Source organism: Citrobacter sp. EC_71, assembly GCF_019584005.1.
Taxonomy (GTDB): Bacteria; Pseudomonadota; Gammaproteobacteria; order Enterobacterales; family Enterobacteriaceae; genus Citrobacter; species Citrobacter werkmanii.
Map to the genome: position 1 here is coordinate 170,852 of NZ_VDAY01000008.1, position 23,327 is coordinate 194,178.

A 23,327-nucleotide genomic window follows, 5' to 3' on the forward strand; every position below is an offset into this window, starting at 1 on the left:
TGTTATCTCGGAGTTTATCTGAAAAAAATGCAGAAAAAAGGGCGTGTTAAGCGCCCTCAAATGAAAATTAACGCAGAGAGGTTTGTCGATAGGCGTAGATTTCGCCCTCGGGCACAAACTCCAGTCGATGGGTAATGCAGGCTGGGGCGTCTTCAGCGTGGTGGGAGACAAACAGCAGCTGGGTTTCGCCTTCACCGATCAGCACATCCACAAACCGACGAATCAGTTGGCGATTGAGCGGGTCCAGGCCTTGCAAAGGCTCGTCGAGGATCAACAAAGTCGGGTGTTTAACCAGCGCACGCACAATCAACGCCAGACGTTGCTGCCCCCAGGAAAGACTGTGGAACGGTGCATCCGCGGTACGTTTATCCAAGCCCAGAATATCCAACCACTGTTGGACCAGTTTATGCTGTCTGTCAGAGACGGCCTGATAGATGCCGATTGAGTCAAAGTAGCCGGAGAGAATAACGTTGCGTACCGTCGTACTGACCCGGTAATCCAGATGCAGACTACTGCTGACGTAGCCAATATGTTTTTTAATATCCCAGATAGTTTCACCGCTACCCCGGCGGCGGCCAAACAGCGTTAAATCGTTGCTGTAGCCCTGGGGGTGATCGCCGGTGATTAAACTCAGTAGGGTTGATTTTCCCGCCCCGTTGGGGCCGACGATTTGCCAGTGTTCTCCTGGATTTACCTGCCAGCTCAGATGATGCAGGATAGGGCGATCGTTATACGAGACGGTGCCATCGTTGAGCACAATCCGCGGCGCGTTATCGGACAGCGTGCGACGGACCGAAGGCTCATCCGGCTCGGGTAATTGGATCCCTTCCAGGCGTTCACTATGGGCGAGTTGGGCAATTAATGCCTGTTGCAGAAGGTCTGCTTTTGCACCGGTTGCAGTCAACGTGCAATCGGCAAGTACGCCGGCAAATTGCACGAACTCGGGGATCTCATCAAAGCGGTTAAGCACCAGTACCAGCGTAAAACCTGCCTGGTGCAGCTCAGCGAGCAGTTCTGCTAACTGGCGACGGGACGCCACGTCCAGCCCGTCAAAAGGCTCATCAAGGATCAGTAAATCCGGGGCAGACATTAACGCCTGACAAAGCAGGGTCTTGCGTGTTTCACCGGTGGAAAGGTATTTAAATCGCCTGTTGAGCAGGGCGGAAATGCCAAACTGCTGCGCCAGCGCAGCGCAACGCATGGGATCGTTGACCTCATCCTGAATGATTTCTGCGGTGGTGCGCCCGGTGTCATCTTCACCGGGACTGAGAAGATCGGTATTGTTTCGCTGCCACTCGTCGCTGACCAGCTTTTGTAGCTGCTCGAAGGAGAGCCGGGTAATACGCGTGAACTGACAGTGCCGCTCGCCTTTCAGTAGCGGTAATTCTCCTGCCAGCGCGCGGGCCAGGGCGGATTTCCCACTACCGTTAGAGCCAACAAATGCCCAGCTATCACCCGCGTTTAACGTCAACGCATCTAACTGGAGCGTTTTTGTGTCGCTAAGACGAAACGTGCCTTGCGAAATTTGCAACGATGACATTTTGCATCCCATTATTTGCAGCGATAATAACAGGGATACGTGTTCTTCAGGCTGATGTCAACCAACTCAGCACAGCGTCGCAATAATCACTTTGTCAGCATTAAAATATGCTGTGGCGTTAGCACCTTCAGCTAAAGCATGAGTCTGCCCCACTGGCAACGTCGCACACAGCGTCTGGCCGTCTGGCAACGTCATTAACACCTCACACTGTTCTGCGCCGCGTTCGATATGACTAATCGTGCCATGCAACTGATTATCGGCGGCCTGAGCGATAGCATCGTCCTGGGTGATACCCACCCACGGTGCTTTCAACAGAATTAATACTTCTTTGCCTTCCTCAAGACCCAAACGCTCACCGCTTTGCGCAGTAATCGCCACCTTCAGGCGCGTTTCGCCATCGGCCAACAGGACGTCGACATGCTGCTGAACCTGATCGTGGTCGCGGGCGGTTATTGTGCCAAACCATTGGTTACGGGCGCTGGTTTGCAGTGAAAAGCGGGAAATGGCTGCCAGCAGGCTATTGAGCGGCAGCGCATCGTCATCGCTCAACACATCAAACGCTTTTTGTTGAATTTGCGCGAGCAAATCATACAGTTGGATCAGACGCTGGCCGTAACGCGTCAACACCGCGCCGCCGCCGCCTTTACCGCCGGTGGCGCGCTCAACCAGCGTCTGCTCACTGAGCTGGTTCATTTCGTTAATCGCATCCCAGGCGCTTTTATAACTGATACCCGCATCCTTCGCGCCCTGACTGATGGAGCCGGAAAGCGCAATGTGCTTAAGCAGAGAAATGCGACGGGGATCGGCAAACAGTTTTTGCTGAAGTTTCAGCGTAAGAAGGATTTCGGCCTGCATCACAAGCTCCTGGCAAAAAAGGGTATTGTGACGGAAAACCGCGTGCGCGCAAAGCCGACCGCACAAAAGGGGAGTGCTTTTCTGCGTTATGCGGTTAGAATACGCCTAAGGACTATATCTGGAGTTGACCATGTTAGAGTTATTGAAAAGTCTGGTATTCGCCGTAATCATGGTACCTGTGGTGATGGCCATCATTCTGGGTCTGATTTACGGATTGGGTGAAGTGTTCAACATTTTTTCCGGTATCGGTCAGAAAGACCAGTCCAGACAGAATCATTGATTCCCCAAACGCCCGCTCAGTCGGGCGTTTATATTTTTGCCTATCAGCTCGTTTTCTCTGACAACAGTTTCTCAAGATCCTGCTTCTCCTGCCGATATTTTCATGGTGTAACCTCTAATTGGTATTAATAACCGCTGGGAAAATCCTGACTTAACCGTTATATTTGCGCGTACATAACGAAACTCAAAGGAGCTACAGATGGCACGCACATGGTTACGCTTGTTTGCAGGGGCGACGCTTTCTCTTTCTGTCGCAGGACAAGCATTGGCGGATGAAGGGAAAATCACGGTATTCGCAGCGGCTTCGCTCACCAACGCGATGCAGGATATTGCTACGCAATACAAAAAAGAGAAGAACGTTGACGTCGTCTCCTCTTTTGCCTCTTCTTCTACGCTGGCGCGTCAGATTGAAGCAGGCGCGCCTGCTGACCTGTTTATTTCTGCCGATCAGAAATGGATGGATTATGCGGTAGACAAAAAATCGATTGATACCGCCACGCGAGCAACGCTGTTAGGCAACAGTCTGGTGGTGGTAGCGCCGAAAGCCAGCGCTCAGAAAGACTTTACTATCGACAGTAAAACCAACTGGACCCGTTTGCTGAATGGTGGACGCCTGGCTGTCGGCGATCCGGAACATGTTCCGGCGGGCATTTATGCCAAGGAAGCACTGCAAAAATTGGGCGCATGGGATACTCTGGCGCCGAAACTGGCACCTGCGGAAGACGTTCGCGGTGCGCTGGCGCTGGTAGAACGTAACGAAGCGCCGCTGGGGATCGTCTATGGTTCCGATGCTGTCGCCAGCAAAGGCGTCAAGGTTGTCGCGACCTTCCCGGAAGATTCACACAAAAAAGTGGAATACCCTATCGCGATTGTTGATGGGCACAAAAACGCAACGGTCAGCGCGTTCTATGATTACCTGAAAGGACCGCAGGCTGCTGAAATCTTTAAACGTTATGGATTTACGACCAAGTAATGATACTGACCGATCCTGAATGGCAGGCCGTCATACTGAGCCTGAAAGTTTCTTCCCTGGCCGTGCTGTTTAGTTTGCCGTTTGGGATCTTCTTTGCCTGGCTGCTTGTGCGATGCAAGTTCCCGGGCAAAGCGCTGCTCGACAGCGTTTTGCATTTGCCGTTGGTGCTGCCGCCGGTTGTGGTGGGGTATCTGCTGTTGATCGCCATGGGGCGGCGCGGATTTATCGGCGAGCGGCTGTATGACTGGTTTGGCATCACCTTTGCCTTTAGCTGGCGCGGTGCGGTGCTGGCTGCGGCGGTGATGTCTTTCCCTCTTATGGTACGGGCAATTCGTCTGGCGCTGGAAGGCGTCGACGTCAAGTTGGAGCAGGCCGCCCGAACGCTGGGAGCCGGGCGCTGGCGCGTATTCATGACGATTACCTTACCGCTGATGCTGCCTGGCATTATTGTCGGGACGGTGCTGGCGTTCGCGCGTTCCCTCGGGGAATTCGGCGCAACGATTACCTTTGTCTCCAATATTCCTGGCGAAACCCGCACCATCCCCTCGGCGATGTATACCCTGATCCAAACGCCTGGCGGTGAAAGCGCAGCGGCAAGGTTATGTATCATTTCTATTGTGTTGGCGCTGATTTCACTGCTGATTTCTGAATGGCTGGCGCGTATTAGCCGTGAGCGGACGGGGCGATAATTATGCTGGAGCTTAACTTCTCCCAGACGCTGGGAACCCATTGTCTGACGCTCAACGAAACGCTGCCTGCCAGTGGGATTACCGCTATTTTTGGTGTTTCCGGCGCAGGGAAAACGTCGCTGATAAACGCTATCAGCGGCCTGACGCAGCCGCAGTCCGGACGTATTGTGCTTAACGGTCGGGTGTTAAACGATGTCGAAAACGGTATCTGCTTAACGCCTGAAAAACGTCGGGTGGGCTATGTATTCCAGGATGCGCGTCTGTTTCCTCATTATAAGGTGCGCGGTAACCTGCGTTACGGTATGGCGAAAAACATGGCCGGGCAGTTTGACAAGCTGGTGGCGCTGCTGGGCATTGAACCGCTGCTCGAGCGCCTACCAGGAAGTCTTTCCGGCGGTGAAAAACAGCGCGTGGCCATTGGTCGGGCGCTGCTTACCGCGCCAGAGTTATTGCTGCTTGATGAACCGTTAGCCTCACTGGATATTCCGCGCAAACGCGAACTGCTGCCTTATCTGCAACGTCTGGCGCGTGAAATTAATATTCCGATGCTGTATGTCAGCCACTCGCTTGATGAGATTTTGCACTTGGCAGACAAAGTGATGGTGCTGGAAAATGGGCAGGTCAAAGCATTTGGTTCGCTGGAGGATGTCTGGGGGAGTAGCGTAATGCACCCCTGGCTGCCGAAAGAACAGCAGAGCAGCATTCTGAAAGTCAGCGTGCTGGAGCATCATCCTCACTACGCGATGACCGCGCTGGCGCTGGGCGATCAGCATCTGTGGGTCAACAAGCTTGAGCAACCGCTGCAATCCGTGCTGCGCATTCGCATTCAGGCGTCTGATGTTTCGCTGGTACTCCAACCGCCGCAGCAGACCAGTATTCGTAACATACTGCGTGCGAAGGTCGCCCAGTGCTATGACGATAACGGCCAGGTGGAAGTGCAGCTTGAGGTAGGCGGGAAAACGCTGTGGGCGAGGATCAGCCCGTGGGCCAGGGATGAGCTTGGCATCAAACCTGGCCTGTGGCTGTACGCGCAAATTAAGAGCGTGTCGATCACCGCCTGATTACAGCAGGTGGGTGTAGATAAACTTCGCGATGCTGTCGGTGGTATTGTCACCAATCACGATGTTGGCGCGGGCTTTGACCGCGTCATCAGCGTTACCCATCGCCACGCCGGTGCCTGCGGCTTCCAGCATGCTGATATCGTTAAAGTTGTCGCCAAAGGCGATCACATTTTCCATTGACCCACCCTGCGCTTCGATCCACTGAGTAAGACGTCGCCCTTTGCTGTTACCTTTACGGGCAATATCGACCTGATCGTGCCAGGACCATTCACACTCCAGCCCCAACTGTTGTTCAACGTCTTTACCAAACTGCTGCAGTTTTGGAATATCTTCGTCGGTCAGGGCAAATTTCCACACAGCGTTGACATCATGCGCGGCCTGCGCCAGCGAAGGAACCTGGGTGAAGGTTGGGCGCTGTTCCGGCGGCAGCGTTTGCGCCCAGTTAGCGGTACGCACCACATGCCCGGTCGGACGCTCATACAGCATGGCCTCGTCAACATACATCAGTCCATGAATTTGATGTTCATCCAGCATTTCGATCAGCTGCAATGCCTGGTCAACCGGAAGAGGATCGGATTCCAGTACCTTTTTTGCATGATAATCATACAAGTAAGTGCCGTTGCAGCAAATTGCAGGTGTATCCAGCGCCAGCGCCTGATAAAAAGGATGAATAGCAACGTGATGGCGACCTGTGACAATGATAAGTTGGTAGCCTGCTTCTCTGGCGCGTGAGAGCGCTTCAAGAGAGGATGGCAACAAGGTTTTTTTCGGGGTCAGCAAGGTACCGTCTAAATCCAGGGCAATCACGCGTGCGGTCATAGGTTTTTCCAGATTAAGGTTGAGAATTGTGTCTGCTGGAATGGTACACCGAGACGGGAGCCGGACAAAATTCTGAGTCTTAATTAAGCATTCACCGTTAAAAGCGTCTACCTTAGGCGTGTGTCAGGCAATTGCAGCCACCTGCCAACAAGCAAAGGAGTATTCATGAAACAAACCGTTTATACCGCCAGTCCTGAGAGTCAGCAAATTCATGTCTGGAGCCTGAATCACGACGGTTCTTTGACGCTGACCCAGGTGGTTGATGTGCCGGGTCAGGTACAGCCGATGGTCGTCAGCCCGGATAAGCGCTATCTCTATGTCGGTGTGCGCCCGGAGTTTCGTGTTCTGGCATATCGTATTGCGCCTGATGACGGTGCGCTGACCTTCGTTGCGGAGTCTGCACTGCCGGGTAGCCCGACGCATATTTCTACCGATCATCAGGGGCGTTTTGTGTTTGTCGGCTCCTATAATGCGGGCAGCGTGAGCGTCACGCGTCTGGAAGATGGTCTACCGGTGGGGCTGGTGGATGTGATTGAAGGTCTTGACGGCTGCCACTCGGCCAACATCTCTCCGGATAACCGTACTCTGTGGGTTCCGGCATTGAAACAGGATCGTATCTGTCTGTTTGACGTCAGCGATGATGGCCATCTGGTCGCGCAGGAGCCAGCAGAAGTGACCACCGTGGAAGGTGCGGGTCCGCGTCATATGGTGTTCCATCCGAATAAGCAATACGCCTATTGCGTGAATGAGCTGAACAGCTCTGTTGACGTCTGGGAGCTGAAAGATCCGCACGGCAAAATTGAGTGTGTGCAGACGCTGGATATGATGCCAACTGATTTCTCCGATACCCGATGGGCGGCAGATATTCATATTACGCCGGATGGTCGTCATCTGTATGCCTGCGATCGTACCGCCAGCCTGATTACGGTGTTTAGCGTCTCAGAAGACGGAAGTGTGCTGACGAAAGAAGGCTTCCAGCCGACCGAAACGCAACCGCGCGGTTTTAATATCGACCACAGCGGTAAATACCTGATCGCCGCCGGGCAAAAATCTCATCACATCGCGGTGTACGAGATCGCAGGTGCCCAAGGACTGCTGACTGAAAAAGGCCGCTATGCGGTAGGCCAGGGCCCGATGTGGGTGGTGGTTAACGCGTACTAAAAACGCGCGGGATGATAAGCGATCCGCAATCCTTTACAGGTTGCGGATTTTTTTATGCTTATTTAAGCCGCGGTACACTTTCCTGGAGTTCGGCAACAGATTTCCAAAGGCTATCTTTGTGGTCAGCCCATAAATTAAGCAGCAGGGAGAAAAAGCGTTCAGCGGGCGGTGAGAGAACCGCATCTTTTCGGCGGATAACTCCCATAGTGCGTCTGATGACTGGTTCAATCAGCGGGATCCCTATCAGCGTGGGATGCGGCGTCTGTGGCATTGCAAGTCCCGGTAACGCGGAAACGCCAAGCCCGGCCTCAACCAGCCCCAGTGACGTCGACAAATGGCGAACCTCATAGAACCAATCCAATTTCCATGGCTTATCGGCCAAATGTTGTTCAATCAGCAATCGGTTACCGCTTGAGGATCGAACGCCTATCAATTTGTAATTCAGCAACTCTTCCCACTCAACCAATTGCTTACTCGCGAGCGGATGATCGCGCCGACAGGCCAGAACAAACGGTTCGTTAACCAGAGGTGTGAACTCGATAGAGGAATTTGTGATGTTGTTCATGTTTATTCCAAAATCAGCCTCGTTACACAGTACGGATTCCATACAATTATTCGTACCTTGTTCAATAATTCGCACTTTGATGTTGGGATACCGTTCATTAAATTTCCCTATCGCCAACGGTAAAAAATAGAATACCGCGGTGGGAATACAAGATAATGTCACCATTCCGTGATGATGAGTATTTATTTCACTAATGTTAAATATAGTTTCATCTAGCGTTCTGATTAATTTTCTGGCTTCAGGTAATAACATTTCCCCCGCTTTTGTTAATGTTACTTTGCGAGTGGTTCTTTCAAAGAGCTGAGTATGTAAATACTCTTCCATTTTTTTAATTCTGCGCGTTAATGCAGGTTGCGTAATATTAAGTAAGTTTGCAGCCTTGTTAAACGAATCGGATTCTGCCAGCGTGACGAATGCCTTCATGCTCGATAGCTCGTGTTTCATTCTGACTCCGGACAATATCAGGGGGATCCCCTACCTTTGATGAATGTACCCAGTGTATCTGCATTTTCTAACTCTCATTAATAAAAATAAATCACTAATCATGCCAACAAAGTCATTAGCCACCCAATTCATGGCATGAAACCATGTACTGAGTGGAAATAACATTGAGAGCATTATTATGAAAAAAATACCTTGCGTTATGATGCGCGGAGGAACCTCCAGAGGCGCATTTTTATTAGCACAAGACCTGCCGCAAGAAGAAACGCTGCGTGATGAAGTATTGATTGGCATTATGGGTTCGGGCAATGCGCTGGAAATAGACGGTATTGGCGGTGGCAATCCGTTAACCAGTAAAGTGGCCATTGTCAGCCGTTCAAACGATCCTGGTGCTGATATCGATTATTTATTTGCGCAGGTACTGGTACATGAACAACGGGTCGATACCACGCCGAACTGTGGCAATATGCTTTCCGCCGTTGGCGCGTTTGCTATTGAAAAGGGGCTGATTACCGCTTCCGCGCCGACCACCCGCGTGCGTGTTCGCAATGTGAACACCAACACCTTTATCGAAGCTGATATCCAGACACCGCACGGTGCTGTTGAGTATGAAGGAACCGCAAGAATTGATGGTGTACCGGGAACATCCGCCCCTATTGCGCTGACGTTTCTCAATGCCGCGGGCTCGAAAACTGGACATATTTTTCCGACGGGACAGCAGATCGATTATATCGACTCCGTTCCTGTTACCTGTATGGATATGGCGACGCCAGTGGTAATTATCCCTGCCGAATATCTGGGAAAAACCGGATATGAGTTACCGGAAAATTTGGATGCCGACAGCGAATTATTATCGCGTATTGAGTCTATTCGTTTACAGGCTGGTAAGGCGATGGGGCTGGGTGATGTCAGTAATAAGGTGATCCCAAAACCCATTCTCATTTCTGCGGCGCAAAATGGCGGCGCAATTAATGTTCGTTATTTTATGCCGCACTCATGCCATAAAGCACTGGCGATTACCGGGGCGATAGCTATCGCCAGCAGTTGTGCCATTAACGGTACTGTCACGCGTCAGGTAACGGCAGGTGCACAGTATGGAAATATCACTATCGAACATCCTGGCGGCGTTCTTGATATTTATTTAACTAATGAGGGAGACGAACCTTCTACCATCCGGGCTTCGGTTATTCGTACCGCCAGAAAAATTTTCGCTGGTGACGTTTATCTTCCCTGACAGCATTGACCTCATTTTGCTGTGATTACGGAAAATCGAGAAACATTCTGTATGACCTGTACAGATTATCCAGGATTCAAAAATGAACGTTAAGTCATTATGGAAGCTAATATTAATATTAGTCATCCCCTGTATTATAGGATTTATTCCTGCGCCAGCGGGATTAAGTGAACTGGCATGGGTGCTGTTTGGTATTTATCTTGCCGCCATTGTCGGACTGGTGATCAAGCCTTTTCCTGAACCCGTCGTGTTATTAATTGCCGTTGCCGCTTCAATGGTGGTTGTCGGCAATTTAGGCTACGGGGTACTGAAAACCAGCAGTGTGTTGAGCGGCTATGCTTCCGGCACCACGTGGTTGGTTTTCTCGGCATTTACCTTAAGCGCCGCCTTTGTGACTACGGGGTTGGGCAAGCGCATTGCTTATATCCTGATCGGTAAAATAGGCAATACCACGCTTGGTCTTGGCTATGTGACCGTGTTTCTTGACCTGGTATTGGCCCCGGCCACACCGTCAAATACCGCGCGAGCAGGAGGAATCGTATTACCCATCATCAATAGCGTGGCGGTGGCGTTGGGTTCTGAACCAGACAAAAGCCCACGACGTGTAGGCCACTATCTGATGATGACGGTCTATATGGTGACCAAAACAACCAGCTATATGTTTTTTACCGCGATGGCAGGCAATATTCTGGCATTGAAGATGATCAATGATATCTGCCACTTGCAACTGAGTTGGGGTGGGTGGGCGCTTGCTGCGAGTTTGCCAGGCCTGGTTATGTTGCTGGCGACGCCGTTAGTCATCTATTTTATGTATCCACCTGAAATCAAAAAGGTTGATAACAAAACTATCGCCAAGGCCGGGCTTGAGGATTTGGGGCCCATGAAGGTGCGAGAAAAAATGCTGCTGGGCATTTTTGTCCTCGCGCTATTGGGATGGATCTTCAGTAAAACGCTCGGCGTTGATGAATCAACGGTGGCTATTGTCGTAATGGGTATGATGCTCTTGTTAGGTGTCGTAACCTGGGATGATGTCGTTAAAAATAAGGGTGGCTGGAATACCTTAATCTGGTACGGCGGTATTATCGGCTTAAGTTCATTATTATCAAAAGTGAAGTTTTTTGACTGGTTAGCTGAACTCTTCAAAAATAACCTCGACTTTGGCAATCATGGTAACGTTGCGTTCTTTGTTATTCTCTTTTTGAGTATTATCGTTCGTTATTTCTTTGCCTCAGGCAGCGCCTATATTGTGGCGATGATGCCGGTGTTTGCCATGCTGGCGAATGTCTCCGGCGCACCGCTGATGTTAACCGCGCTGGCATTACTCTTCTCTAACTCGTATGGCGGAATGGTCACCCATTATGGTGGCGCTGCTGGACCGGTCATTTTTGGTGTCGGATATAACGATATCAAATCGTGGTGGCTGGTTGGTGCAATGCTGACGTTCTTAACGTTCCTGGTCCATATTACGCTGGGGATCTGGTGGTGGAATATGTTGATTGGCTGGAACCTGGTCTAATTAAATTACATCGTTCATTGGTTGTCTGTGCTCTGTTCAGAGCACAGCAATGTGGAGTATCTAATGATTAAACTTTATGAGAAAGGAATTTACCTCTCCGGTAATAATGAAATTATCGCTGAGGAAAATTTGCCTGAATATATTTGTAAAGAAGAGGCGAAAAAAGGAACTATCGCGTGGTCGATTCTTTCTGCGCATAATACTTCCGCAGACATGAACAAACTTAAAATCAAGTTTGATTCATTAACCTCACACGATATTACTTTTGTCGGTATTATTCAGACGGCAAAAGCCTCGGGTATGGAGCGTTTTCCGCTGCCGTATGTACTGACTAACTGCCATAACTCATTATGTGCGGTAGGCGGAACCATCAACGGCGACGATCACATGTTTGGTCTGTCAGCGGCGCAGCGTTATGGCGGTATCTTTGTACCGCCACATATTGCCGTCATCCATCAATATATGCGTGAAATGATGGCAGGTGGCGGAAAAATGATCCTCGGCTCAGACAGCCATACGCGTTACGGCGCATTAGGCACAATGGCTGTGGGAGAAGGGGGCGGGGAGCTGGTCAAACAGCTGTTAAACGATACCTGGGATATTGATTATCCCGGCGTGGTTGCCGTTTATCTGACCGGTAAGCCTGCGGCGGGCGTAGGCCCACAGGATGTCGCATTAGCGATTATCGGCGCAGTGTTTAAAAATGGCTACGTCAAAAATAAAGTCATGGAGTTTGTTGGCCCTGGCATCAGTCATCTCTCAACGGATTTCCGTAACAGTGTGGATGTGATGACCACCGAAACCACCTGCCTGAGCTCCGTCTGGCAGACGGATGACGAGACTCGCAGTTGGCTGGCATTACATGGCCGTGAACAAGATTATCGTCAGCTCACCCCGCAGCCAATGGCCTGGTACGATGGTTGTATTTATGTTGACCTTAGTGCGATTAAACCGATGATCGCGCTGCCCTTCCATCCAAGTAATGTCTATGAGATTGCTACGCTCAATGAAAATCTGACGGATATTCTGCGCGAGATCGAAATTGAATCTGCGCGTATTGCACAGGGTAAAGCCAGCCTGTCGCTGTTGGATAAAGTGGAAAATGGTCGATTAAAAGTACAGCAGGGGATCATTGCCGGCTGCTCGGGAGGCAACTATGAAAACGTCATTGCTGCGGCGCAGGCATTACGCGGTCAATCCTGCGGCAGCGATGCTTTCTCGCTGGCCGTTTATCCCTCGTCACAGCCGGTGTTTATGGATTTAGCGCAGAAAGGGGTCGTTGCGGATCTGCTCGGCGCAGGTGCGATCATCAGAACCGCTTTCTGCGGTCCTTGCTTCGGCGCGGGTGATACGCCAATCAACAACGGGCTTAGCATCCGCCATACCACGCGTAACTTCCCTAACCGTGAAGGTTCGAAACCGGGCAATGGGCAAATGTCCGCTGTTGCGCTGATGGATGCGCGTTCGATAGCGGCGACGGCGGCCCGTGGAGGATACCTCACCGCCGCGACCGAACTGGACTGCTGGGATAAGGTGCCGGACTATGCGTTTAACCCTGCGCCTTATAAAAGCCGCGTTTATCAGGGGTATGTCAAAGGGGCCACGCAGCAGCCGTTAATTTATGGCCCCAATATCAAAGACTGGCCGGAAATGGGGGCGCTTACGCAAAATATTCTGCTGAAAGTGGCCTCAAAGATCCTTGATGACGTGACGACGACGGATGAGCTGATACCGTCCGGAGAAACCTCTTCATATCGCTCTAATCCTTTGGGATTGGCGGAATTTACGCTTTCCCGACGCGATCCCGGGTATGTGGCGAGAAGTAAAGCCACTGCTGAGCTGGAAAAAAGGCGCCTCTCAGGTGATATCAGTGAACTGGTGCCAGTCTTCGAACGCATCCGACAGATAGCTGGTCACGAAAATGTGCAACCGCTGGACACTGAGATTGGCAGCATGGTGTACGCCGTGAAGCCTGGGGATGGTTCCGCACGCGAGCAGGCGGCAAGCTGTCAGCGAGTGATTGGCGGATTGGCGAACATCGCCCAGGAATATGCCACTAAGCGTTACCGCTCTAATGTGATCAACTGGGGTATGTTGCCGCTACAAATGACCGAGAAACCAACTTTTGAGGTCGGGGACTACATCTACATTCCCGGAATCCGACACGCGTTGGATCAATGCAGTAACACGATCAAAGCGTACGTCCTTCATGATGATGGTGCGGTGAGTGAAATCAGTTTGTATATGGAAAGTCTGACCGTAGAAGAGCGTGAAATTATTAAGGCAGGGAGTTTGATTAACTTTAACAAAGCGCGTTTGGCGTAAAGCGACCTGTAGGCCGGATGGCGGTTTTCTCCGCCCTCCGGCACATTGCCCGGTAGCGCAAATCTGCATACCGGGCCTACAGAAGGGGATGACGTTTACTGCTTAGGTTCTGCAACCACTTTGCTACCAATACCGCGGTTGTTGTATTCCCACATGCGGTTGAAGTTGGTGTCGTTCAGGTTGCGCTGGATTTCGCCTTTATCATCTTCCGCCCCGGTATTACCGGTAAATGGATGTTTTGAGATAACGCTGTCAGCCCACGGCTTCGCCATGTTAAAGCCTTCGTTAATCACGCTGTCGCGAATAACCACCTGTCCATTGGTGTTAGAATCAACATCCAGCGAGCGGCCCAGCTGCGCCACGCCATCACCACTTGCCGTGAAGCGGCTATTGATAGCCAGGAAACCGTAGTAGATGTTTGACAGGGTAGCCGGTGCAAACACGTAAGCTTCCTGCTGGGTACGGGAGTTCACAACGCGGAAATCGGTGTTATCGAATACCACCGCGCCACGACCAGACACGATATCCACATCGCCTTCAATGTAGCTGTTCGTCACCAGCGTACGCGGCTGGCGATCGTTTTCCAGACGGTTTTGTACGCCGCTGTTGGTCACGAAGAAGGTATTCTGACGGCCCAGGATGTTGACCTTGTTGATCTGCACTTTATCGCCATCGGTACGCAGGGCGACGGCCGGATGGTTTCCTGCATCAACGCTATCACCGAGGTTGTTTTCGATGGTCAGGTTCTGCAATTGCAGACCGTTATTTTGCGACCAAACGACCGCCGAACACATCACGCCAATATTCGTGCCGCGCTTGTTCTGGCAATTATCAAACATATACCACGCAGGTTTGCCCGGCATATATTTACCGCCTGGGTTCACCGTACGACGCCAGTCAGCGGTGCTCATATCACCGTCAATGGCCTGGCCAATTTTCACATCCAGCGGTTTTTCACCAGTACCATAAAGCGTCAGGCTACCCGTCGCTGCCGGAATATAGACCGTGCCCTGATACTCACCCGGCATGATCGCGATGTACTGACGTTTGTTGGTACGTTTGATGATTGCCGCATCAACCGCAGCCTGAATGCTGGTATGCGTCACGCCCTGGGTGCCTGCCGGGCCAACGACAAAGTCAGGCTGCGCGGGTAAAGTAATAGCAGAGGGGCTCCATGGCGCGGTATTTGGCGTCAGCGCGGAAAAATAGTGCGCGGCGACGAAGTTTTTTGCTTCATTGGCCGACAGAATCGGGCGCGAAGCGGTACCTGGCGCGGTCTGATCGGAAGGAATTTGATCGGGCGGTGTAGAGCTACAGGCGGTCAGCGTCACGCCAAAAGCCATTGCCAGCGCCAGACGGGAAACTGATGATATGTTCACAGGTTGCTCCGGGCTTTGAAAGTTATCCATTGAAGCCTGCTTTTTTATACTAAGTTGAGCGAAACGGGAAGGTTAAAAGGTAAAAAGTTCTTTTTTATCGCCGTAATGCCCGGCGCGGAGAGACCTTATATCACAAATAGATAACAATTATGGTCCTTCAGGTTGACAACATCCGCAGAATCAAAAATAAATGTCTATACAACCTATGACAAGTGGTGAGTCAAATGCAGCAATTCTTCCCTGATGATGTTATCTGGCGCAATGTTCGCCTGGCGACCATGGATCCTGAACGTGATAACCCGTATGGGCTGGTGGATGGATATGCGTTGATCGTCCGCCAGGGTAAGATTCGCGCTATTGTGCCGGAGTCTTCGTTATACCTCACACATGACAATACCTTTGATATGCAGGGCCGGCTGGTTACCCCTGGCCTGATCGACTGCCATACGCACCTGATCTTTGGCGGGAATCGCGCAGGTGAATGGGAGCAGCGGCTTAACGGTGTTTCCTACCAGCAGATAAGCGCCCAGGGGGGCGGTATTAATGCCACCGTGTCGGCGACCCGCAGCGCCACTGATGAACAACTTCTTCATATAGCGCATCAGAGAATGGAGAGGTTAATCAAAGAAGGCGTTACGCTACTGGAAATAAAGTCTGGATATGGTCTGGATTTGCAGACAGAAGAGAAAATATTACGGGTCGTGGCAGCGCTGGCGGCGGAAAACACCGTCGAAATAAGCCCCACGCTGTTGGCCGCGCATGCTACCCCGGCGGAATACCAGGGCGATCCTGACGGCTATATTACGCTGGTATGCGAGACTATTTTGCCGCGGTTGTGGGAACAAGGGCTGTTCGAGACCGTCGATCTGTTCTGTGAAAGCGTCGGTTTTACGCTGGCGCAGAGTGAGCGGGTGTTTCAGGCCGCACAGGCGCTGGGCATCCCGGTCAAAGCGCATGTTGAACAACTGTCATTGCTCGGCGGCGCCCAACTGGTGAGCCGCTACCACGGTTTATCAGCCGACCATATTGAATATCTTGATGAAGCGGGCGTGGCGGCGATGAGCCAAAGCGGTACGGTTGGGGTGTTGTTGCCCGGCGCTTTCTATTTCCTCAAAGAGCAACAGCGTCCGCCGGTAGAGCTGTTACGGCAATATCAGGTGCCGATGGCGGTGGCGACCGACTTCAACCCTGGCACCAGTCCGTTTATCAGTCTGCACTGGGCGATGAACATGGCTTGCGTCCAGTTTGGCTTAACGCCGGAAGAAGCGTGGGCTGGCGTCACCCGTCATGCGGCCCGGGCGCTGGGCCGTCATGCCACTCACGGTCAATTGAAGGCCGGGTTTGTGGCCGATTTTGTGGTGTGGGATGCCGAACTCCCGGTCGAGATCCTCTATGAGCCTGGGCGTAACCCGCTCTACCAACGTGTATTCAAAGGACAACCTGCATGACTAACTGGCAACCTGCGTCTCCTGCGCTATGGCAGGGGCGAGATGACCGCGCCGAGTCGCCGACTGCGCTGCGCCTGTTTCAGACCATTACGCTGAGTCCGGCGTTCTCCCCGGAAATGTACTCTGAGCAGATAGCACTGCTTGGTTTTGCCTGTGATGAAGGCGTTAAACGTAATCAGGGGCGTACGGGAGCCGCCGGAGCGCCAGACGCGCTACGTAAAGCGCTGGCGAATTTAGCCAGTCACGACGGGCATCAGCGGCTGGTGGATCTGGGTAATATTGTGGCGCAGGCCCCCGATCTTGAGGGCGCTCAGCAGGCGCTACGCAAGGCGGTACAGCGCTGTCAGCAGGAGAATATGCGTACCCTGGTACTGGGGGGAGGGCACGAAACCGCGTTTGCGCATGGCGCTGGCGTGCTGGATGCGTTCCCGCAGGCAAAAGTGGGCATCATCAATCTCGACGCGCATCTTGATTTGCGTCATGCCGACCAGGCCACATCCGGTACGCCGTTTCGCCAGCTGGCGCACCTTTGCGATGAACAGCAGCGCGGATTTCACTATGCCTGTATCGGCGTCAGTCGGGCGGCAAATACCCAGGCACTGTGGGATGAAGCGCAGCGGCTCGGTGTCACCGTGGTGGAAGATTTGCACTGTGATTCGGCACAGGCCCAGCTGGCGCAGTTTGCCTCTGGCGTGGATGTCATCTATCTGACTATCGACCTTGACGTGCTGCCGGTTTGGGAAATGCCCGCGGTGTCAGCGCCCGCTGCGCTGGGCGTACCGTTGGCGACGCTGTTGGGGCTGATTGAACCCCTTTGTCGTAGCGGTAAACTGCAGGCGGTGGATATGGTTGAATTTAATCCACGCTTTGACGATGATGGCAGAGCGGCACGCGTTGCGGCGCGATTAGGCTGGCAAATCGCGCACTGGTGGCACTGACATGCCTGAGGGCGTTACGCTTATCAGGTTCGGGTAATGTCTGTAAACTATACCCATTCACATTTCAGCTTAAGGAAGGCACACGCATGCTCCCATCCCGTTCTGCTCCGGCCCCTTTTTACGAAAAGGTAAAACAGGAGATCAGCGAAAAAATTGCCAGCGGCATCTGGCAAGCTCACGATCGTATCCCGTCTGAGGCAGAGCTGGTGGCACAGTATGGTTTTAGCCGAATGACCATCAATCGGGCACTGCGCGAGTTAACGGATGAGGGGTTGCTGGTACGTTTGCAGGGGGTGGGGACGTTTGTCGCCGAGCCAAAAGGTCAGTCTGCGCTGTTTGAAATTCGCAGCATTGCGGATGAAATCAACGCGCGTCAGCATCAGCACCGTTGTGAAGTTCTGACGCTGGAAAGAACTCAGGCAAATGCGCAGCAGGCTTTGGTGTTAAACGTTAAAGAAGGCACCCCCATTTTTCACTCCATCATGGTGCACTACGAGAACGATTTGCCGGTACAAATTGAAGATCGCTGTGTGAATGCGGAGATTGTACCGGAGTATCTGGCGCAGGATTACAGCCAGACCACGCCGCACGCTTACCTGTCGCTGATCGCCCCTTTAACGGAAGGTGAGCACATTGTCGAAGCGGTACGCGCCAGTGCTGAAGAGTGCGCGTTGCTGAATATCAAAGAACACGATCCCTGCTTGCTGATCCGCCGCAAAACCTGGTCCGCGTCATCCATTGTCTCTCATGCCCGTTTGCTGTTTCCGGGTTCCCGCTATCGCCTACAAGGACGGTTTATGTCCTGATGTCGGGATACCAAAACCGTGATTGCTGACGCAATATAATAAAAATGTATCTTAATTGTTAAAGCCACCCTTGCAGCAGCTTGTATAGACAAGTATATGTTACTTATCTATCCGACGTTCGCGAGGAGTTTTCTGTCATGTCCCATAGCAAATATCGTCAGCAGGATATTCGTGCCCCGCGTGGCACCACCTTAACGGCCAAAAGCTGGCTGACCGAAGCGCCGCTGCGCATGTTAATGAACAACCTGGATCCCGACGTGGCGGAAAATCCGCATGAGCTGGTGGTATACGGCGGGATTGGCCGCGCCGCGCGTGACTGGGAATGTTACGACGCCATCGTTAATGCGCTGACGCAACTGGAGAGCGATGAGACCCTGCTGGTCCAGTCGGGTAAACCGGTCGGTGTGTTCAAAACCCATGACAACGCCCCGCGTGTACTGATTGCTAACTCTAACCTGGTTCCGCACTGGGCAACCTGGGAGCACTTCAACGAGCTGGATGCCAAAGGACTGGCGATGTACGGTCAGATGACCGCCGGGAGCTGGATCTACATTGGTAGTCAGGGCATCGTGCAGGGGACGTATGAAACCTTTGTTGAGGCCGGGCGTCAGCATTATCAGGGTAACCTGAGCGGACGCTGGGTGCTAACCGCCGGGCTGGGCGGGATGGGTGGGGCGCAGCCGTTAGCCGCGACGCTGGCGGGCGCATGCTCGCTGAACATTGAATGTCAGCAAAGCCGCATTGATTTTCGTCTGCGTACCCGATACGTGGACGAGCAGGCGACATCGCTGGACGATGCGCTGGCGCGTATCGATAAGTACACCCGTGAGGGTAAAGCGGTTTCCATTGCGCTGTGCGCGAACGCCGCCGACGTTGTGCCGGAGCTGGTGAAACGTGGTGTGCGCCCGGATATGGTGACCGACCAGACCAGCGCCCACGATCCGCTGCATGGTTATCTGCCGTCCGGCTGGAGCTGGGAAGAGTATCAGGCGAAAGCGGTGTCCGATCCGCAGGGTACAGTGCAGGCGGCAAAACGCTCAATGGCAACGCATGTTGAAGCGATGCTGGCATTTAGCAAAATGGGCGTACCGACGTTTGATTATGGCAATAACATTCGCCAGATGGCCAAAGAGATGGGCGTGGAAAATGCCTTTGATTTCCCCGGCTTTGTGCCAGCGTATATTCGACCGCTGTTCTGTCGTGGCATTGGCCCGTTCCGCTGGGTGGCGCTTTCTGGCGATCCGCAGGATATTTATAAAACCGATGCCAAAGTGAAAGAGATCGTGGCTGACGATAAACACCTGCATCACTGGCTGGATATGGCGCGTGAGCGGATTAACTTCCAGGGCTTACCGGCGCGTATCTGCTGGGTCGGCCTGGAATGGCGTCAGAAGCTGGGGCTGGCGTTTAATGAAATGGTGCGCAGCGGCGAAGTGTCCGCGCCAATTGTTATTGGCCGTGACCATCTGGACTCCGGCTCCGTTGCCAGTCCGAACCGCGAAACCGAAGCCATGCGCGACGGGTCTGACGCCGTATCCGACTGGCCGCTGCTGAATGCGCTGCTGAACACCGCCAGCGGTGCGACGTGGGTGTCATTGCACCACGGTGGCGGAGTGGGAATGGGGTTCTCCCAGCATGCCGGGATGGTCATTGTTTGTGATGGCACTGATGAAGCCGCTGCGCGTATTGCCCGGGTATTGCATAACGATCCGGCCACTGGGGTGATGCGCCACGCTGACGCCGGGTATGATATTGCGGTGGAATGTGCTGTCGAAGAAGGATTGAATTTGCCGATGGTTGCTGCGACGCAGGGGAAACGCTGAGATGAATACCATGACATTAACGCCGGGCCAACTGACTTTTGCACAGCTCCGCGACATCTGGCAGCAACCGGTCCAACTAAGCCTTGATGCCAGCGCGATTGACGCCATTAACGCAAGCGTCGCCTGCGTCAATAACATTGTCGCTGAAGGCCGTACAGCATACGGTATTAATACCGGTTTTGGACTGCTGGCCCAGACCCGTATCGCCACAGAAGATTTGCAGAATTTACAGCGCTCGTTGGTGCTTTCCCATGCGGCTGGCGTCGGCGAGGCGCTGGACGACGCGATGGTGCGTCTGATTATGGTGCTGAAAATCAACAGCCTGGCACGCGGTTTTTCCGGTATTCGCCTGAGCGTGATTGAAGCGCTGATTGCGCTGGTGAATGCCGAGGTGTATCCCCTGATCCCGGCGAAAGGCTCCGTAGGAGCATCGGGTGACCTGGCACCGCTGGCACATATGTCCCTGACGCTGCTGGGCGAAGGGAAGGCGCGCTGGCAGGGGGAATGGCTCCCGGCGACCGAAGCGCTGAAAAAGGCCGGGCTGGAGCCGATAACGCTGGAAGCGAAAGAAGGGCTGGCGCTGCTCAACGGCACCCAGGCTTCGACGGCCTTTGCGCTGCGTGGGCTAATTGAAGCTCAGGAGCTGTTTGCGTCCGCAACGGTGTGCGGGGCGATGACCACCGAAGCCGTGCTAGGCTCTCGTCGTCCGTTTGACGCGCGGATTCATGCCGCGCGAGGACAACGCGGACAGATTGACGCCGCGGCGCTGTACCGTCATGTGTTGACGGATTCCAGTGCGCTTTCGCAGTCGCATCATAACTGTGAAAAAGTGCAGGACCCGTATTCTCTGCGCTGTCAGCCGCAGGTGATGGGGGCATGTCTGACACAAATGCGCCAGGTGATGGATGTCCTGCTGGTTGAAGCCAACGCGGTTTCCGACAACCCGCTGGTGTTTGCCGAAGAAGGTGATGTGATTTCCGGCGGCAACTTCCATGCTGAACCCGTGGCGATGGCGGCGGATAACCTGGCGCTGGCGATTGCGGAAATCGGGTCGTTATCGGAGCGACGCATTGCGTTAATGATGGATAAACACATGTCGCAACTGCCGCCTTTCCTGGTGAAAAATGGCGGAGTTAACTCCGGCTTTATGATTGCTCAGGTGACGGCTGCCGCGCTGGCGAGCGAGAACAAAGCGCTGGCGCATCCGCATAGCGTAGACAGCTTACCGACATCCGCCAATCAGGAGGATCATGTCTCTATGGCGCCTGCGGCGGGTCGCAGATTGTGGGAGATGGCGGCGAATACGCGCGGCGTGATTGCCGTCGAGTGGCTGGCGGCGTGTCAGGGGATCGACCTGCGCGAAGGGTTAACCTCAAGTCCATTGCTCGAGCAAGCGCGCCAGGCGCTACGCGAGCGGGTTGCCCATTATACGCAGGATCGCTTTTTCGCCCCGGATATTGAGTGTGCGACTGAACTGTTAGCGCAAGGAACGTTGCTGAAATTGCTGCCTGAATTTCTGTAGAGAAATGCCTGATGGCGACGCTGACGCGTCTTATCAGGCCTACGGTCTGCTTTATAGGCCGGATGAAGGCGAAGCCGACATCCGGCACAACAGCACTTAACTAAACATCGCCGTAATCGAGGCGCTGGCGAGCGAGTGGAAGTGAACATTAAATCCAACCATCGCGCCGCTGGCGTCCTCATCGACATCAATACGCTCTACATCCAGTGCGTGAACCGTAAAGATATAGCGATGAGTTTCCCCCTTCGGCGGCGCTGCGCCGCCATAACCGGCTTTACCAAAATCCGTACGGGTCTGAATCACCCCGTCCGGCAGTGCAACCAGCCCGGAGCCGAAGCCTTGCGTGAGAACGCGGGTATCCGCAGGCAGATTTACGACTACCCAGTGCCACCAGCCGGAGCCGGTGGGCGCATCAGGATCGTAACAGGTCACGACAAAGCTTTTAGTCCCGGCGGGCACATCATCCCATGCCAGATGCGGGGAAATATTATCCCCGTCATATCCCATGCCGTTAAAGACGTGACGATGCCCAAGCTTCTCCCCATCACGCAGATCGTTACTGATTAGTTTCATACTGACTCCTCTCGTTAGCCAAAAAGTGTAGCCAGAAACCGTAGAGCTTACCGCTGATTAATCGCTAAAAAATGTTGCATGGCGCACAGCTTCATTGACGGCCTGAGTCAGGCGGCGCAACTGCTCGGGCTGAATAATGTACGGTGGCATCAGATAGATCAGCTTGCCAAACGGTCGGACCCACACGCCCTGTTCAACAAAGAACTTCTGTAATGCCGCCATATTTACCGGCTGGGTGGTTTCTATCACGCCGATTGCGCCGAGCACGCGTACGTCGGCGACCCAACAGGAGTCCGCCGCCGGAGCGAGTTCTGCACGCAACTGTGCTTCAATGGCCGCGACCTGCGAGCGCCACTCGCCGGTGTTGAGAAGCGACAGGCTGGCGGAGGCGACGGCACAAGCCAGCGGATTGCCCATAAAGGTCGGGCCGTGCATGAAGCAGCCCGCTTCGCCATTGCTAATGGTTTCTGCGACCAGGCGGGTGGTCAGGGTCGCGGAAAGGGTCATCGTTCCGCCGGTTAACGCTTTGCCGAGGCACAAAATATCCGGCGTAATATCGGCGTGCTCGCAGGCAAACAGCTTGCCGGTGCGGCCAAATCCGGTGGCAATCTCATCGGCAATCAGCAGGATGCCTTCCCGGTCGCACATCTTACGGATACGCTTTAACCACTCAGGATGGTACATGCGCATGCCGCCAGCGCCCTGCACAATTGGCTCGAGGATCACCGCCGCAATCTCGTGACGATGCGCGGCCATCAGGCGGGCAAAAGGCACCATGTCCAGTTCGTCCCACTCGCCGCCCATGCGGCTTTGCGGCGCAGGTGCAAACAGGTTTTCCGGCAGATACCCTTTCCACAGACTGTGCATCGAGTTGTCGGGATCGCAGACCGACATCGCGCCGAAGGTATCGCCGTGATAACCGTTACGAAATGTCAGGAAACGCTGGCGAGATTCCCCTTTAGCCTGCCAGTATTGCAGCGCCATTTTCATCGCCACTTCCACGGCGACCGAACCTGAATCTGCGAGAAAAACGCACTCCAGCGCTTCGGGCGTCATGTCCACCAGTTGGCGACATAGCGTGATGGCCGGGGCATGGGTAATGCCGCCAAACATCACATGCGACATAGCGTCAATCTGCGTTTTCATTGCGGCGTTCAACTGCGGGTGATTGTAACCGTGGATCGCCGCCCACCAGGACGACATGCCGTCAATCAGCCGCTCACCGCTGGCTAAAACCAGTTCGCAACCTTCGGCTTGCGCCACCGGATAAACCGGCAACGGGGAGGTCATGGAGGTGTAAGGGTGCCAGATATGGCGTTGGTCAAATGCAAGATCGTCCGTTGTCATAATCGACTTGTAAACCAAATTAAAAAGATTTAG

General features: G+C 53.4%; 20 protein-coding genes. 13 read left to right on the top strand and 7 right to left on the bottom strand.

Annotated features, from left to right (window positions below):
* Positions 1-67 precede the first annotated feature (67 nt).
* On the bottom strand, positions 68-1,540 hold the full coding sequence (gene modF, locus FHD02_RS11225) for a molybdate ABC transporter ATP-binding protein ModF (protein WP_137360332.1): 1,473 nt from the start codon (positions 1,538-1,540) through the stop codon (positions 68-70).
* 66 nt (positions 1,541-1,606) lie between these two features.
* Entirely contained in the window at positions 1,607-2,395 is a 789-nt protein-coding gene (gene modE / locus FHD02_RS11230; protein WP_137360331.1) for a molybdenum-dependent transcriptional regulator, read from the bottom strand.
* Between the two features lie 130 nt (positions 2,396-2,525).
* On the opposite strand from modE, the gene FHD02_RS11235 reads away from it, so the two are divergent.
* The 4 genes from FHD02_RS11235 to modC all read left to right on the top strand — a co-directional run bounded on the left by FHD02_RS11235 (position 2,526) and on the right by modC (position 5,397).
* The gene (locus FHD02_RS11235) at positions 2,526-2,675 is read left to right on the top strand and encodes an AcrZ family multidrug efflux pump-associated protein (RefSeq protein WP_003023026.1); all 150 of its coding nucleotides are present in this window, start codon (positions 2,526-2,528) and stop codon (positions 2,673-2,675) included.
* A 198-nt stretch (positions 2,676-2,873) separates the two neighbouring features.
* On the top strand, positions 2,874-3,647 hold the full coding sequence (modA, locus tag FHD02_RS11240; protein ID WP_042309657.1) for a molybdate ABC transporter substrate-binding protein: 774 nt from the start codon (positions 2,874-2,876) through the stop codon (positions 3,645-3,647).
* Entirely contained in the window at positions 3,647-4,336 is a 690-nt protein-coding gene (modB, locus tag FHD02_RS11245; protein WP_042309655.1) for a molybdate ABC transporter permease subunit, read from the top strand. Before modA ends, modB begins: the two co-directional genes overlap by 1 nt.
* 2 nt (positions 4,337-4,338) lie before the next feature.
* Positions 4,339-5,397, top strand: a complete 1,059-nt coding sequence (modC, locus tag FHD02_RS11250; RefSeq protein WP_137360330.1) for a molybdenum ABC transporter ATP-binding protein ModC — start codon at positions 4,339-4,341, stop codon at positions 5,395-5,397.
* On the opposite strand, the gene FHD02_RS11255 is transcribed toward modC, so the two are convergent.
* A complete protein-coding gene (locus FHD02_RS11255) occupies positions 5,398-6,216 on the bottom strand; it encodes a pyridoxal phosphatase (RefSeq protein WP_042309653.1) in 819 nt (272 codons plus the stop codon).
* 165 nt (positions 6,217-6,381) lie between these two features.
* Between FHD02_RS11255 and pgl the strand changes: the two genes are divergently transcribed.
* Positions 6,382-7,377 carry a 6-phosphogluconolactonase gene (gene pgl, locus FHD02_RS11260; RefSeq protein WP_137360329.1) on the top strand — a complete coding sequence of 332 codons (996 nt, stop codon included), beginning with the start codon at positions 6,382-6,384 and terminating at the stop codon, positions 7,375-7,377.
* A 58-nt stretch (positions 7,378-7,435) separates the two neighbouring features.
* Here the strand turns inward: pgl and FHD02_RS11265 are convergent, their stop codons facing one another.
* A complete protein-coding gene (locus tag FHD02_RS11265; protein WP_137371046.1) occupies positions 7,436-8,386 on the bottom strand; it encodes a LysR family transcriptional regulator in 951 nt (316 codons plus the stop codon).
* 178 nt (positions 8,387-8,564) lie between these two features.
* On the opposite strand from FHD02_RS11265, the gene FHD02_RS11270 reads away from it, so the two are divergent.
* From FHD02_RS11270 to FHD02_RS11280, 3 genes are all read left to right on the top strand, one after another.
* A complete protein-coding gene (locus FHD02_RS11270) occupies positions 8,565-9,617 on the top strand; it encodes a 4-oxalomesaconate tautomerase (RefSeq protein WP_220393873.1) in 1,053 nt (350 codons plus the stop codon).
* Positions 9,618-9,699: 82 nt separating this feature from the next.
* Complete coding sequence (locus tag FHD02_RS11275) at positions 9,700-11,133, top strand: anion permease (protein ID WP_220393874.1); 1,434 nt, start codon at positions 9,700-9,702, stop codon at positions 11,131-11,133.
* 63 nt (positions 11,134-11,196) lie between these two features.
* Positions 11,197-13,458 (top strand): hydratase, encoded by a 2,262-nt coding sequence (locus FHD02_RS11280; protein ID WP_137371044.1) that lies wholly within the window; start codon positions 11,197-11,199, stop codon positions 13,456-13,458.
* A gap of 95 nt (positions 13,459-13,553) precedes the next feature.
* On the opposite strand, the gene FHD02_RS11285 is transcribed toward FHD02_RS11280, so the two are convergent.
* Positions 13,554-14,837 (bottom strand): putative acyl-CoA thioester hydrolase, encoded by a 1,284-nt coding sequence (locus FHD02_RS11285; RefSeq protein WP_047025540.1) that lies wholly within the window; start codon positions 14,835-14,837, stop codon positions 13,554-13,556.
* A gap of 224 nt (positions 14,838-15,061) precedes the next feature.
* Between FHD02_RS11285 and hutI the strand changes: the two genes are divergently transcribed.
* The 5 genes from hutI (at position 15,062) to hutH (ending at position 21,374) form a co-directional block, all read left to right on the top strand.
* Complete coding sequence (hutI, locus tag FHD02_RS11290; RefSeq protein WP_137371043.1) at positions 15,062-16,285, top strand: imidazolonepropionase; 1,224 nt, start codon at positions 15,062-15,064, stop codon at positions 16,283-16,285.
* Positions 16,282-17,223, top strand: a complete 942-nt coding sequence (hutG, locus tag FHD02_RS11295) for a formimidoylglutamase (protein WP_137350186.1) — start codon at positions 16,282-16,284, stop codon at positions 17,221-17,223. The genes hutI and hutG overlap by 4 nt, the downstream gene beginning before the upstream one ends.
* Before the next feature lie 86 nt (positions 17,224-17,309).
* Complete coding sequence (locus tag FHD02_RS11300; RefSeq protein ID WP_061381925.1) at positions 17,310-18,029, top strand: histidine utilization repressor; 720 nt, start codon at positions 17,310-17,312, stop codon at positions 18,027-18,029.
* 137 nt (positions 18,030-18,166) lie between these two features.
* Positions 18,167-19,852 (top strand): urocanate hydratase, encoded by a 1,686-nt coding sequence (gene hutU / locus FHD02_RS11305; RefSeq protein WP_137361556.1) that lies wholly within the window; start codon positions 18,167-18,169, stop codon positions 19,850-19,852.
* Position 19,853: 1 nt separating this feature from the next.
* Positions 19,854-21,374, top strand: coding sequence for a histidine ammonia-lyase (gene hutH / locus FHD02_RS11310; RefSeq protein ID WP_220393875.1), 1,521 nt, complete (start codon positions 19,854-19,856; stop codon positions 21,372-21,374).
* A gap of 96 nt (positions 21,375-21,470) precedes the next feature.
* On the opposite strand, the gene FHD02_RS11315 is transcribed toward hutH, so the two are convergent.
* Both FHD02_RS11315 and bioA read right to left on the bottom strand, forming a co-directional pair.
* A complete protein-coding gene (locus FHD02_RS11315) occupies positions 21,471-21,947 on the bottom strand; it encodes a kinase inhibitor (RefSeq protein WP_038639028.1) in 477 nt (158 codons plus the stop codon).
* Positions 21,948-22,004: 57 nt separating this feature from the next.
* Positions 22,005-23,294 (bottom strand): adenosylmethionine--8-amino-7-oxononanoate transaminase, encoded by a 1,290-nt coding sequence (gene bioA, locus FHD02_RS11320; RefSeq protein WP_220393876.1) that lies wholly within the window; start codon positions 23,292-23,294, stop codon positions 22,005-22,007.
* Between the last annotated feature and the right edge of the window lie 33 nt (positions 23,295-23,327).